Source organism: Vibrio sp. ER1A (assembly GCF_000733315.1).
GTDB classification, from domain to species: domain Bacteria; phylum Pseudomonadota; class Gammaproteobacteria; order Enterobacterales; family Vibrionaceae; genus Vibrio; species Vibrio mediterranei.
The window spans coordinates 539,897-553,014 of record NZ_JPJA01000092.1; the positions used below are offsets into that span (position 1 = coordinate 539,897).

Sequence of the window (13,118 nt, forward strand, 5' to 3'; positions counted from 1 at the left end):
AATTTTGGATAAGATTTTTGTGGAAGAAGCCGTTTCTGAGCTTCACACATTACAAGATTTGATTCGTTGGACGGTCAGTCGTTTCAACGCAGCGGGTCTTTTTTACGGCCACGGCACTGACAATGCTTGGGATGAAGCGGTTCAGCTGATTCTGCCAACGCTGTACTTACCTATCGATGTGCCACCGCATGTTTTGAACTCACGCTTAACAAGTAGTGAGCGTCTTCGCGTTGTTGAGCGTGTGATTAAGCGTATCAACGATCGCACTCCAACAGCTTACTTGACTAACAAAGCGTGGTTCTGTGGTTTAGAGTTCTTCGTTGATGAGCGCGTATTAGTGCCGCGTTCTCCAATTGGCGAATTAATTGAGGCGCAGTTCCAGCCATGGTTAAGTGAAGAGCCGGTACGCATCATGGACCTTTGCACTGGCAGTGGCTGTATTGCGATTGCATGTGCACATGCATTCCCTGATGCCGAAGTAGACGCTATTGATATCTCTACCGATGCATTGGAAGTTGCAGAACAAAACGTTCAAGACCACGGCCTCGAGCAGCAAGTGTTCCCAATTCGCTCTGATTTGTTCCGCGATCTGCCAAAAGAGAAATACAACCTGATTGTCTCAAATCCACCATATGTGGATGAAGAAGATATGAATTCTTTACCAGAAGAATTTACTCATGAGCCGGAGCTTGGTCTTGCGGCAGGGACAGATGGATTGAAATTGGTGCGTCGTATTCTTTCTAATGCACCAGACTACTTAACTGACAACGGCATTCTTATTTGTGAAGTGGGTAACTCCATGGTTCACATGATGGAACAGTACCCTCATATTCCATTTACTTGGATTGAATTCGAAAACGGTGGGCACGGCGTATTTATGCTGACGCGAGAGCAGCTTGTTGCCCACGCTGAGGAATTTGCAATCTATAAAGATTGATCGTTAACGAGATGACTTAAGACGCCGCAATGAGAATTGCGGCGTTTTTTTGTTTGGGGGTTTACAACGTCTGCCTTTGTCGTCACTATGAAATCACGAAGAACAGACAGGCATTGAACAAGCTCGGATATAGCTTGTTCTGACAGACAGAGGAAGTAATGGCAGGAAATAGCATCGGACAACATTTTCGTGTAACAACATTTGGAGAAAGTCACGGTATTGCATTGGGTTGTATCGTTGATGGTTGTCCTCCAGGGCTAGAAATTACCGAAGCCGATCTGCAAGTAGACTTAGATCGTCGCCGCCCAGGTACCTCAAAGTACACAACTCAGAGACGTGAACCTGATGAAGTAAAAATCCTCTCTGGGGTGTTTGAAGGACAAACAACAGGTACATCAATTGGCCTGCTGATTGAAAATACCGATCAGCGTTCTAAAGATTATTCGGAAATTAAAGATAAATTCCGCCCCGGTCATGCCGACTATACCTATCACCAAAAGTACGGGGTACGCGATTACCGAGGTGGTGGTCGTTCATCAGCTCGTGAAACCGCAATGCGTGTTGCGGCTGGTGCAATTGCAAAGAAATATCTTAAACAAGAATTCGGTGTAGAAATTCGTGCTTACTTATCACAAATGGGCGATGTGTCTATCGATAAGGTCGATTGGAATGAAATCGAAAACAACGCGTTCTTCTGCCCTGACGTGGACAAAGTCGAAGCATTTGATCAGCTGATTCGTGACCTAAAAAAACAGGGTGATTCCATTGGCGCTAAGCTGCAAGTAGTAGCAACCAATGTACCAGTTGGCCTTGGGGAGCCTATCTTTGATCGTCTTGATGCCGATATCGCTCATGCATTGATGAGCATTAATGCCGTTAAAGGTGTCGAGATTGGCGATGGCTTTGATGTGGTAAACCAAAAAGGCAGCGAACATCGTGACCCTTTAACGCCTGAAGGCTTTTCAAGCAACCACGCTGGGGGTATTTTAGGTGGTATTTCTACCGGGCAAGATATCGTTGCGAATATTGCTCTAAAACCAACATCAAGTATTACCGTTCCGGGAGACACAATTACTCGAACTGGTGAGCCAACTCAGCTAATTACCAAAGGTCGCCACGATCCTTGCGTGGGCATTCGTGCTGTGCCAATCGCGGAAGCGATGCTAGCGATTGTTCTCCTTGATCACCTACTGCGTCATCGAGGTCAAAACCACGGTGTAACGACAGAAACACCGGTTATTTAGCTCGAATAAGCAACAGACTTGAAGCCTCGCAGTAACGCTGCGAGGCTTTTTTTGTACCTCATCACGTCTTGGACAATAAATGCGCAAAATTAGTAATGATATGAAATTAGTCACAATAATTTTAGGGGTATAGAGTCACACTAGAACTTCATCGAGAAAAGGAGTGCATTTATTGGACAGAAGGATCCGAAAAATGACTTGGAAGACGAGCTGGCGGGTAACCGCCGACTCGATGCAACTGTGCTTGTTTCCAATCATTTTAGGAGTCCATTATGTCTCAACATGAAATCAGAAATATTGCCTTTGTCGGTCAAACAGGAACCGGTAAAACCAGCCTAATTGAACGTCTGCTTTTTGAGTCCCATTCCAGCCAGCATCTTGGTCATGTGGAAGATGGTGACACCATCACTGATTTTGATGACCAATCCATACACTACCAGCATAGTGTTGAAGCAACTCCCGTTACGCTCTCTTGGCAAAAACACCAGATGAATATTATCGATACTCCAGGACAAGCTGAGCTGCTTGGCCGCACTTTGAGTATCTTTCCTGCTGTTGAAACGACGGCATTGATTCTTGATGCCAGTTTACCAATTAACCAAGTGCCAGAACGCCTTTTCAAATTTGCTCAAGAGCAGAAAAAATGCCAAATGATCGTGGTGAACAAGATTGACCAACATACCGATAAATTGGTGGCACTCTTAGAAGACATTGAGCAACGTTTTGGCGCTCAATGTTTGCCAATAAACTTACCTTCCGATAAACCCGCAGAGGTCATAGACTGTTACTTCGAACCTAATCCAGAGCAAGCGACCTTGTTTAGCGGAGTTGAAGATGCCCATGAACTGCTCATCGATCAAGTAGTGGAGGTTGATGAAGCCTTGATGGAGCTATACTTAGAACAAGGCTCAGAATTAACACCAGAACAGCTTCATGATCCATTTGAGGAAGCCTTGCGCACTGGGCATGTAATACCAGTATGTTTCGTATCGTCCGATACTGGGGCAGGTTGTGATCTTCTGCTTCGTACATTGGCAGAAATTATGCCGATGCCTGATGAAGGTAATCCGCCTTTATTAGAGAAAAATGGCAAACGAGTATCAATTGACTGCGATAAACGTGACCACACGGTCGCACATGTCTATAAAATAAATGTAGACCCATACATGGGCAAACTTGCTTATGTCCGAGTTTTCCAAGGGGAGCTCACAACAGGTAGCCAGTTGTTTGTTGGAGATAGCAGCAAGGCATTCAAAGTGGGCCATTTGTATAATCTACAAGGTAAAAAACGACAAGAAATTAGCAGTGCTAAAGCCGGCGATTTATGTGTACTTGTTAAGGTGGATGATCTGGAGTTTGATTCGGTCATTCATGACTCCCATGATGAAGATGGAGTGGCATTCAAAACACTAAACTTCCCTGAATCCATGTATAGCTTAGCCCTGCGCCCCAAAAAGCGTGGTGATGAGCAGAAGCTTTCTGATGTTTTGGCTAAGATTGCCGCAGAAGATCCGACACTGAAAATTGAGCATCGCACTCGTACCAATGAAACGGTCTTGAGTGGACAGGGTGAATTCCACCTCAAAATTGCGCTCGAAAAAATGCTTAAAGTGTTTAAGTTGGACGTTGAAACCAGTCAGCCAAGCGTTGAATATTTTGAGACCATTACCAAACCAGCAGAAGCGCAATATCGTCACAAGAAACAAAGTGGCGGAGCTGGGCAGTTTGGAGAGGTTCAGCTAAAAGTAAAACCGCTAGCAAGAGGCGCAGGATTTAAGTTTGTCAATAAAGTGGTAGGTGGTGCCATTCCAACGGCATTAATCCCTGCTGTGGAGAAAGGCATTCAACAGGCCCTTGAAGAAGGGGCGATTTCCGGTAACCCAATTCGTGATATTGAAGTGACGGTTTTTGATGGCAAATACCATTCAGTAGATTCAAAAGAAATTGCCTTTGTTATCGCAGGTAAGAAAGCCTTTTTGCAAGCGGTTGAAGAGGCAGGTCCAATAGTACTGGAGCCGATTGTGGATTTAACACTTGAGATACCGACTGCGTCAGTAGGTGATGTATCTGGCGACTTGTCCGGCAATCGTGGATTGATTGTTGGCAGCGAACAGGGGGCGTTTGGTAGTACGTTACTGGAAGCCAAGTCGCCAATTAACGAACTACAAGATTACTCGAGACGCCTCAAAGCACTGACGGGTGGCGAAGGGCGATTTAGTATGACGCTTAGCCACTATGAACCGGCACCGCCAACGATACAAAAGAAAGTATGTGAAGGCGCTGATTGATTCTGATATTTCCTAAACGATGAAAAAAAGCCCCGCACCTCGAATGAGGTTGCAGGGGCTTCCAACCGACGTTGTTGTTATTCTTCAAACGCTATAAGTTAGGATCTGTCACTCTCTTGTTGTGATTCTAGTTTAGTTGTAGTTTGGTCATTTTCCGAATCCGTGGCTTGTTCTTGCTGCTCCATCTCTGCGATTTGCTGCTCAAGTTCTTTAATTCGAATTTCTGCTTCAAGCTCGGCAACACGTTTTTCTGATTCGCTGCGCGTATCTTTGTCCAAGCTCTCGGCAAGGATCTCAGTACGCTCGGTTTCTCTCGCTTCTGCGGTATCTTTCATGGAGCCCGATACGCCACCGGCAACCGCACCCATAGTGCCAGCTTTTACTGCGACTTCAGGGCTACCAGTCAAAGCACCTGCTGTGACGCCAATAAGTGCACCACCGATGGCACCACGATTACGCGCTGCATTTCGATTCTCTTCCTCGCCATCCGTAGCCTTATTAGACGCGCATCCCGTTGCGAAAATAGCCATAACGATCGCGAGTGCTTTTAAAGAATTAGACTTAAACATAGTTGAGTACCTATTGTGCGGCCACGAGCAAACGTTGCTGCGCAGCTAACATTTAATGTTGGTTGCTTTGGATGAGTCTTACTATAAAAGCAGAAGAGAGTAGGAGCGATAGAGCGGAGAAGATAGCTGATATTTACTTAGTAAATATCAGCTAAGAGAAAAGTGGTGTTGAATTGGGCTTAGTGGACGGCTTCTTCACTATCAAGGTGGAAAGAAGGCAAACGCCATTTAAACCGAACCGCTGCCATGCGCAGGGTATAACCGATCACTAAGGTAACTATCGTTGTGGTCAAAGTGCTCACACCGTATTCCAGAAGAACAAGGTACAAACAAGCAGCGATGACGGAGATCGATGCGTAAAGCTCTTGGTGCAGTACCAGAGGTGTCTGACGACAAATCAAGTCACGCAACAAGCCACCAAAAACGCCGGTTACTAATCCGGAAACGATACAGATAAACGGGTGTAATCCCATGCCAAGCCCGACGTTAGTGCCAATGATGGTGAAGACAACAAGACCGAGTGCATCTAAACGAATGAACACCCCTTTGAACTTGATGATCCATTTGGCAAGCCCAGTAGTGAGAACACCTGCCACACAAGTGATGGCGAGAAATTCAGGGTGTTTTACCCAACCAAGAGGGTAATGACCAAGCAGAATATCGCGAACGGTACCACCGCCGATAGCGGTAGCACTCGCTACTAACATAACTCCAAACCAGTCCATATTGCGACGGCCAGCGCTCAGTGCGCCAGTCATTGCTTCGGCGGTAATCCCAATAATATATAAGACACTTAGCAACATGACACGATACTCGAAAATAAAAGATGCGCTAGTGTAGTGGCATAAAGGCGTTGTGACGAATGAAATATTATATAAAGGAAACGTTTTTCTGATTAATAAAACTAATGATACGACTTGTTCCTTCACCTCAAGACTTTACCTCTAGCAAAATTCCATAGACAATACGCCTCAATTGTTTTCGCTTAACTGTCATTATGCAGCATCAGTACCAAGATTTAATTACTATTTTTAACCAAACTTTCTATCAGGAATACAACACTAAGCTAGAGCTTGGTGGAGATGAGCCTATCTATTTACCTGCCGACGAAACAATGGAATATCATCGTATTGTCTTTGCACGGGGCTTTTACGCTTCAGGTTTACATGAGATTGCACACTGGTGTGTGGCGGGACCTGAGAGAAGATTATTGGAAGATTTTGGCTACTGGTATCATCCTGATGGGCGTACTCAGGAAGTGCAGAGTGAATTTGAGAAAGTAGAAATTCGCCCTCAAGCTTATGAATGGATTTTATCCGTCAGTGCGGGGTTCCCGTTTACCGTAAGTTGTGACAATCTAAGCGGCGATTTTGAGCCAGATAGAGTGGCGTTTATGAGTAAAGTACACGACGAAGTAATGGCAATACTTTCCGAAGGTATCCCTAAGCGGGTATTGGCTCTGTCTCAAGCACTAAGACAGTTTTATCAAACCCCTGAACTTAGCCGTGACCAATTTGCGGTTCGTTAGAGTAAACTAGGAAAAACCTAAACTATGATCATCGAATATGAAGAAAAACTTCTAGAGACCATTGATTCTCGCATCCAAGACGCATCCGAAGATGAGTTGTTTGCTGGTGGGTATCTTCGCGGCCACATTTCGTTGTCAGCGGCTTCTTGTGAGGAAGAGGGGGTAGTGGATTTGGCTGAGTTCAAAACTCGTATTCAGGCTAGCATTGATGAAGCGAAATCTGAATTGTCTCCAGCCGATAGAATCATAGTGAACGATCTTTGGACCGAACTACAAGCCGCGATCTAATCTTGTTCGAAAAAATCGATGGATTTGATTGGTTTTACTCGCTTGTTGAAAACGATGGATAGGTTAACCTTTAAACAACTTCTTAAAACGTTGTCACTAATAAGGAACCTGTCATGAAAGTAATCGCATTCGGAGCCAGCACGAGCAGTACTTCTATTAACAAAGCATTAGCTACTTATGCTGCCAATTTGATTGAAGGCGCGGACGTTGAAGTACTCGATCTTACCCAGTTTGATGTGCCAATGTTTAGCGAAGATAAAGAAAAAGAAATTGGCCAAGCAGAAGGGGCAAAGGCATTCTTAGCGGCTATTCATCAAGCTGATGCTTTGGTGGTGTCTTTTGCTGAACATAACGGCCATCATCCAGCGGCTTATAAAAACCTTTTTGACTGGGCAACGCGCATTGAACGCGAAGTGTTCAAAGGCATTCCGGCGGTTTATTTAGCTACCTCACCGGGCCCAGGTGGAGCAAGTAACGTTCTTGCGGCTGCGGTTAACTCTGCACCTTATTTTGGCGGCAATGTTAAAGCCACAGTCTCAGTGCCAAGTTTCTACGACAACTTTGACTTGGAAGCGGGAAGTCTGCGTAATGCAGAACTTGCTGAGCAAATTCAAACTGCTGTTAAACAGTTATAAGTAAAGGCGCCAAATGGCGCCTTTTCTCTATCAGATTGTCTTATATTGATTTAAAACTCGTATGCTGCTGAGATTTTAATATTACGTCCAGGCTCATAGTCGTCCAACGTAAATCCTCTTGCAGTTCCAGAGCGTGAAGCGTGAGAGACATACTGCTCATTAAAGATGTTATCAATACCAAAGGTTACCGAAAGCTCAGGCGTTTGGTTAGGAACCCATTGTGCGTAGAAATTGTGAACATTGTAACCTTGCTTGATAGGCGCCCCATCCTGAACGTTCGTTTCATCAAGTACCACTATGGACGTCCATCCAATTAGCGTATCAACGGCAAAAATATCATATTCCAAGGTTACGGCAATACTATCTCCAATATCCGCACTGCGTCCCGCAGCGTTGACTACGGGCCCACCGTTGGTCAAATCTTTGTTGTCCGACTTGGAGTATGATGCTTTCGAGCGGAATGCTTGATAGCTGTATGTACCGCTTAGCTCAAAGCCGCGGTATTGGGCGTCGCCTTTGTTGTAAATGTTGTAAACATATGGGCGACCACTACCTTCTGCGACGATATAGTCATCTATACGAGTATTAAATAGAGTTAAGTTACCGCCAATAAAGTGTTCCGAGATATGTCGATTGAACTTGAGTCCACCTTGAGCGTTGTAACCTGTTTCTGGTTTGATATCGTCGGACAAATAAGCCACATCCTGATATCGAATAAAGGTTTCTAATAGTTCTGGTCCTTTAAAGAGTGTTCGCCCACTGGCAAATAATGTCCATCCATCAACAAATTCCCAATCTGCTGCCAAAGCCCATGTGAAGTCAGAAAATGTCTTGTCGCTGGTTGTGGCTTTACGTTTATAGTTGTCGTAACGACCTCCAAGCGTTACTGCAAACCTATCTGAAGCATAAAACTTGTCTTCGATGAATGCAGCGCTGGAAATAGCGCTTTCATCCATAAATTCGACCCCACCGTAGGCACTTTTTGACTGTTTGTCGACATAATCGACACCGTAAGTGAGTGAGTTGTCGAAGCCAAAGACAGGTAGTTGAGATTGCACTTTAGCGTTGAAGCCCTGATTACGGTTTTCAGCGCTATTGTTGGAATGTCGGTTGCCCGGCCAGCGCCCACTGATGGCGCTCTCATCGCGCTCTATCTTGGTTTTACTGTAAAACGCATTTATCCGACCTATATGTTTCTCTTTGTTGAGTTCGTAATTAAGCGTAATGGTATTGCGGTCATAAGTTGTCGGAATGAGATCGTCCTGAGTGAGCCCTATATTGGCGTTTCCACCCATATCAGGGCGAGGGTTGTAATCACCTTTGTCACGATAGTAGTCATAAGCCAGTTCAAAACGGTGTTCGTGAGTGGGTTCAAATCCTAGTTTACCCAGAATGTTATAAACATCACCTTCGGAGCCATAAGTTTGATTACCATCACCATCTTTAAAATTACCACGACTTACACCGTGGCCGTACACCATATAATCAACTTTCTCTGACATCAGTCCATAAAGAGTTAGCGAGCCTTGCTTACTGTTGTTGTCAGCATAGCCACCAAACACACGGGCGCCAAACTGATCAGAACCTCGAAGCAAATCCCTTGCATCTTTCGTTTCAAAATAAACCGCGCCACCAATGCCACTTTGAGTAACAGAGTTATTGCCAACTTGAATGTCTACTTGTTTGATGATGTCAGGGTTGAGTGTCAAGTTACCGATGTGATGGAACATACTCGCGTGCTGCGAAGCGCCATCTAAACGAATATCTAAATCAGTTTCACCAAATCCGCGAATATTAATTCGTTGGTTTACCGAGTGCGTACCGCCAACATCGACACCGGGTATATCTCGTAATAAGTCGGACATATGATCGGCTTGGCGTAGTGACATATCTTCAGCAAACACTGACTCCGAGCTACTGGAGACTTTTGCTCCCCAGACCACAACGGTTTCTTCAAGTGGAGTATTTTCGTTATTGACAGCGGTATCCGCCAAAGATTGGGCACTTACTAAAGCAAGAGCCACCGCTAAGCTGGTTTTAGATAAGTCGTGATAGGTCTTTGAGAGTAGACAAACATTCATAAAATTAACCAATGATGTAAATGATAATAGTTTGCATTTATGATAGGTTTGTAATTTGGTCGTGAATAGCAAAAACAATTATGAGAAATCGTCCAACAGTTATGAGTTTTATAAAGAGGAATGGCAGTGGAATTGGCCAATAATGCTTTTAAGAAAGTGGTAATGACAAAAAGAGTCGCTGACAACGACCTTGAGGCGATTGTTAGTGAGACACCTTCCCGACGTTCGCAATTGGCTAGAGGGGTGTTTATCTCACACCCTTCTACTATTGAGGAAGGGTATGTTCTTCACGGAGGGATCAGTGAAGAATTAATGAATACCAAAGTAGTTTCTGTCGCCACGCCAGCTCTCATCGTTACTGTGCTACTCGAGGGGAGGCTCAGCTTTGGGTACGATGACCTCTGTTTTGATTTATCGGTAACGAATCAATCGCAAGCGATAGCGGTTAATCTGACGAAGCCCGCAAGTTTTCGAAGAGATATCATCAAGCAATCGACATTAAAGAAAATTAACATCTTGTTTTCTCACCAGTGGTTGCAATCTAGGCTGGGGAGCGGGTCTTGTGCACTGAATCAATTTCTCAATACTCATAAGGCACATATCGACGTTCATTATTCTGAAGAATTGGATCGGATAGTTCGTAGTCTTATTGAACCAAGACAAAACAACAACTTTAATGACACGATCTCAAGAGATATTGCGACATTGCAGTTGGTCAAAATCGTCACGGATGAAATTGAGCGACGATTACCAATCTCGAACTTGTCACAACAAAAACGGCCGGACAGTGTGGCGCAGTTGATTAAACACATTGAGTACAATTTAGATCAGGATCTAGGTTTGGAAGAACTCGCTAGGTCGATGGCAATGAGTGTTTCTAAATTACAAAGAAAATTCAAGAATCAGATTGGCATGACGGTCATAAGTTATGTGAGAGCGCGCAAGTTAGAGCGCGCTAAGCAGTCTATTGAACAGAGTGGGCTATCCATATCCGAAGCTGCATACGAAGCGGGCTATCATCACCCTTCTAATTTTACCTTAGCGTTTCGCAAGCACTTTGGGCAGTGCCCGTCCAAACTGATAGTGGAAGAGATCGAATAAGGTGAAGCGACGAATCGTGATGGTCTATCAATATTGACGATTTCATTTGATGTTTATCAAGCTGAAGGAGTACCCTAGCAGCAAACTAAAATCATAAGGATGTATCATGATTAAGCTTGCGATAGTAGGAACCAATTGGATTAGTGAGAAGTTTGCTCAGGCGGCACTAGAAAGTGAAAAATTCATCGTGCGTGGCGTTTATTCTAGAGCGTTAGAAACAGCAAAGCGTTTTGGTGAGCCTCTTGGAGCGACGTTGTTTTTTGATAGTTTAGATGAGCTTGGAATATCGACAGACATTGATGCAGTATATATTGCTTCTCCTAACAGTCTGCACTGCCGACAAGCGATTCAACTTATGCGCGCGGGCAAACACGTGATTTGTGAAAAGCCGTTAGCTTCGAATATTAAAGAAGTTGAGCAGATGTTTGAGGTTGCCAAAGAGAATGGCGTTGTCCTAATGGAAGCCTTCAAAACGGCGTACTTACCTAACTTTATTGAGTTAAAAAAAGCCACGAAGGAATTAGGTCGCCTACATAAGGTTCATTTGACCTATTGCCAATATTCCTCACGTTACCAAAGATACCTTGACGGCGAAAATCCAAATACGTTCAATCCTGAGTTTTCTAACGGCTCTATTATGGATATTGGTTTTTATTCCGTTGCGGCAGCGGTTGAGTTGTTTGGCGCCCCAAACAAGATTCAAGCGTCTGGGCATTTACTGGAGTCGGGCGTTGATGCGCATGGCAGTGTATTGCTAAGTTATTCGGACTTTGATGTGACGCTGGAGCATTCAAAGGTGAGTAACAGTTACGCGGCGAGCGAGATTCAAGGTGAAGAAGCGAGCTTACTACTCACTCACTTTTCTGAGTGTCTAGGCTTTGAAAAGCGAGAAAGAAGCGGTGAAATCACCAGCGTGTCGCTTCCACAAGTAGAGAACAGCATGATGTATGAAGCTGAGGCGTTTGCTTCTATGATCACTGCGCAAGAAATGGATCCGCATGCGGTGCAGCGTTCATTGGATATTTCGAGAATAATTACCGAAGTACGATTGCAGACCGGTGTGGTGTTCCCGGCTGATAAATAATCGATAGAAAAAGCAAAGGAGCCGATAAGATATCGGCTCCTTTCGTTTATGCTTTCTGATGACTTGAATCAGTTGACGTCGCTAAAGAGCGTTCTATGAGTTTGGATTTTCCAAGGCCAATGAACACCATCACGGTGGCGAAGACAATGCAGATAGCACCGACACCGACTTGTCCTTGAAAGTCACCAGTTGCCGTAGCTGACTGGGCGACAATTGGCCCAAGTGCAAGACCTACTGTACCAATTTCTGGCCCGTAGGAACTGAAATACCCTGACTTATCGGTGGTGGCTAATGCGGTGTAGTAACGTGCGTACATCATGTTCCATAGCATAATATAAAATGCTGAAAAACCGAGGAAAGAGGTGGTGTCATTGGTGCTAGCCATACCAAAGCAGACTGCGGCATTGATGATACTTAGCGAGACAATTATCGTGGTATGACTGTACTTTTTATCCACTACAGCCGTCAAAATACCACCAACAACTGCCATTACTGAACCAACCGCTAACACCAAACCAACATCTTCAGTGGAAGCTTGCATATCATCGCCAATAATTTCGATGTACGGGTAAATAATTCCTAGACTCAAACTGTACACAAGAAACGCGCCGCCGACCCATATCATCGGGACGACAAATGTTTTCTTATCCACCTTGCTCTGACTACCCTCTGATATCTCAAGATCTTTGTCGAGACGGCCATTATCTGGGTAGAACCAAAATGCCACTAGACAAAGAGCGGATGCGAACATGAAGAATTGATATAGCGCATTCAAACCATAGGTAGCCATTAACTCTGGAATGAGGATAAACCACGTGATCAGCCATACATTCAGAGCTGCAATCATATACCCAAAATTCCGACCAGGGTGACGAGTCACACTCATTCCGACAAGACCTAGTGAGTAACCAATACCCTGACCACTACCTGCAATGAGGCGACTTAAGATAAAACTGTCAAAATCTTGTGCCGTCATACTTAAATAGTTGCCCACAATCAATGCAAGTGCAGCAAGGTATCCAATATAGCGCCAATTAGTACGACGAATGAGTAGCAACGAAAAGAGAAGTGATGAAAGGGCGGTGGCTAATAATTCGTACATGGCAATACTTTCGATTTGTGCGTCATTTAATGACATCACTTCGGCCGCGCCACCTAGCATAAAAGGTAGAAAGTTAAAGGCATTTGGGGCGAACATTACCAGCATCATGGCTGCAATGATCAGGGCTTTGGAGTCGATAGTCCTAGCGGGGCTCACAAAGTGTTTTAACATAGTTATCTCCTATCCATCCTAGATTAGGGTTGTTAATGATATGTTAATCATGAGTGCTATTGATGAATTACAGTAGTACCCTTATGGGTT

Annotated in this window: 12 protein-coding genes; 8 read left to right on the forward strand and 4 right to left on the reverse strand. The window is 44.5% G+C overall.

The window, feature by feature from the left end; all coding sequences use genetic code 11:
- Nucleotides 1-4 precede the first annotated feature (4 nt).
- The 3 genes from prmB (at nucleotide 5) to fusA (ending at nucleotide 4,469) form a co-directional block, all read left to right on the forward strand.
- Nucleotides 5-937, forward strand: coding sequence for a 50S ribosomal protein L3 N(5)-glutamine methyltransferase (gene prmB / locus HW45_RS20840; RefSeq protein WP_006070007.1), 933 nt, complete (start codon nucleotides 5-7; stop codon nucleotides 935-937).
- Between the two features lie 158 nt (nucleotides 938-1,095).
- Complete coding sequence (gene aroC, locus HW45_RS20845; RefSeq protein WP_006070008.1) at nucleotides 1,096-2,181, forward strand: chorismate synthase; 1,086 nt, start codon at nucleotides 1,096-1,098, stop codon at nucleotides 2,179-2,181.
- Between the two features lie 272 nt (nucleotides 2,182-2,453).
- The gene (gene fusA, locus HW45_RS20850) at nucleotides 2,454-4,469 is read left to right on the forward strand and encodes an elongation factor G (RefSeq protein ID WP_038229416.1); all 2,016 of its coding nucleotides are present in this window, start codon (nucleotides 2,454-2,456) and stop codon (nucleotides 4,467-4,469) included.
- A gap of 98 nt (nucleotides 4,470-4,567) precedes the next feature.
- Here fusA and HW45_RS20855 read toward each other — a convergent pair whose 3' ends face one another.
- Together HW45_RS20855 and HW45_RS20860 are read right to left on the reverse strand one after the other, a co-directional pair.
- Nucleotides 4,568-5,038 carry a hypothetical protein gene (locus HW45_RS20855; protein ID WP_006070010.1) on the reverse strand — a complete coding sequence of 157 codons (471 nt, stop codon included), beginning with the start codon at nucleotides 5,036-5,038 and terminating at the stop codon, nucleotides 4,568-4,570.
- 179 nt (nucleotides 5,039-5,217) lie between these two features.
- On the reverse strand, nucleotides 5,218-5,841 hold the full coding sequence (locus HW45_RS20860) for a trimeric intracellular cation channel family protein (protein WP_006070011.1): 624 nt from the start codon (nucleotides 5,839-5,841) through the stop codon (nucleotides 5,218-5,220).
- A gap of 194 nt (nucleotides 5,842-6,035) precedes the next feature.
- On the opposite strand from HW45_RS20860, the gene HW45_RS20865 reads away from it, so the two are divergent.
- The 3 genes from HW45_RS20865 to HW45_RS20875 all read left to right on the forward strand — a co-directional run bounded on the left by HW45_RS20865 (nucleotide 6,036) and on the right by HW45_RS20875 (nucleotide 7,489).
- Entirely contained in the window at nucleotides 6,036-6,566 is a 531-nt protein-coding gene (locus tag HW45_RS20865) for an elongation factor P hydroxylase (RefSeq protein WP_038229418.1), read from the forward strand.
- A gap of 24 nt (nucleotides 6,567-6,590) precedes the next feature.
- Complete coding sequence (locus HW45_RS20870; protein WP_006070013.1) at nucleotides 6,591-6,854, forward strand: YfcL family protein; 264 nt, start codon at nucleotides 6,591-6,593, stop codon at nucleotides 6,852-6,854.
- 113 nt (nucleotides 6,855-6,967) lie between these two features.
- Nucleotides 6,968-7,489 carry an NADPH-dependent FMN reductase gene (locus HW45_RS20875; protein ID WP_038229419.1) on the forward strand — a complete coding sequence of 174 codons (522 nt, stop codon included), beginning with the start codon at nucleotides 6,968-6,970 and terminating at the stop codon, nucleotides 7,487-7,489.
- A 50-nt stretch (nucleotides 7,490-7,539) separates the two neighbouring features.
- Here HW45_RS20875 and HW45_RS20880 read toward each other — a convergent pair whose 3' ends face one another.
- The gene (locus HW45_RS20880) at nucleotides 7,540-9,570 is read right to left on the reverse strand and encodes a TonB-dependent siderophore receptor (RefSeq protein ID WP_038229421.1); all 2,031 of its coding nucleotides are present in this window, start codon (nucleotides 9,568-9,570) and stop codon (nucleotides 7,540-7,542) included.
- A 162-nt stretch (nucleotides 9,571-9,732) separates the two neighbouring features.
- On the opposite strand from HW45_RS20880, the gene HW45_RS20885 reads away from it, so the two are divergent.
- Together HW45_RS20885 and HW45_RS20890 are read left to right on the forward strand one after the other, a co-directional pair.
- Nucleotides 9,733-10,671 carry a helix-turn-helix domain-containing protein gene (locus HW45_RS20885; RefSeq protein ID WP_038229682.1) on the forward strand — a complete coding sequence of 313 codons (939 nt, stop codon included), beginning with the start codon at nucleotides 9,733-9,735 and terminating at the stop codon, nucleotides 10,669-10,671.
- A 106-nt stretch (nucleotides 10,672-10,777) separates the two neighbouring features.
- Entirely contained in the window at nucleotides 10,778-11,755 is a 978-nt protein-coding gene (locus HW45_RS20890) for a Gfo/Idh/MocA family protein (RefSeq protein WP_038229423.1), read from the forward strand.
- A gap of 46 nt (nucleotides 11,756-11,801) precedes the next feature.
- Here the strand turns inward: HW45_RS20890 and HW45_RS20895 are convergent, their stop codons facing one another.
- Entirely contained in the window at nucleotides 11,802-13,028 is a 1,227-nt protein-coding gene (locus HW45_RS20895) for an MFS transporter (RefSeq protein ID WP_038229425.1), read from the reverse strand.
- Nucleotides 13,029-13,118 lie beyond the last annotated feature (90 nt).

What these genes read in the sequence shown, in the direction of transcription:
- HW45_RS20855 (WP_006070010.1), bottom strand. Translation starts at nt 5,038, where the DNA reads ATGTTTAAGTCTAATTCTTTAAAAGCACTCGCGATCGTTATGGCTATT.
- HW45_RS20890 (WP_038229423.1), top strand. Translation starts at nt 10,778, where the DNA reads ATGATTAAGCTTGCGATAGTAGGAACCAATTGGATTAGTGAGAAGTTT.
- fusA (WP_038229416.1), top strand. Translation starts at nt 2,454, where the DNA reads ATGTCTCAACATGAAATCAGAAATATTGCCTTTGTCGGTCAAACAGGA.
- aroC (WP_006070008.1), top strand. Translation starts at nt 1,096, where the DNA reads ATGGCAGGAAATAGCATCGGACAACATTTTCGTGTAACAACATTTGGA.
- HW45_RS20870 (WP_006070013.1), top strand. Translation starts at nt 6,591, where the DNA reads ATGATCATCGAATATGAAGAAAAACTTCTAGAGACCATTGATTCTCGC.
- HW45_RS20865 (WP_038229418.1), top strand. Translation starts at nt 6,036, where the DNA reads ATGCAGCATCAGTACCAAGATTTAATTACTATTTTTAACCAAACTTTC.
- HW45_RS20860 (WP_006070011.1), bottom strand. Translation starts at nt 5,841, where the DNA reads ATGTTGCTAAGTGTCTTATATATTATTGGGATTACCGCCGAAGCAATG.
- HW45_RS20885 (WP_038229682.1), top strand. Translation starts at nt 9,733, where the DNA reads ATGACAAAAAGAGTCGCTGACAACGACCTTGAGGCGATTGTTAGTGAG.
- HW45_RS20895 (WP_038229425.1), bottom strand. Translation starts at nt 13,028, where the DNA reads ATGTTAAAACACTTTGTGAGCCCCGCTAGGACTATCGACTCCAAAGCC.
- HW45_RS20880 (WP_038229421.1), bottom strand. Translation starts at nt 9,570, where the DNA reads ATGAATGTTTGTCTACTCTCAAAGACCTATCACGACTTATCTAAAACC.
- HW45_RS20875 (WP_038229419.1), top strand. Translation starts at nt 6,968, where the DNA reads ATGAAAGTAATCGCATTCGGAGCCAGCACGAGCAGTACTTCTATTAAC.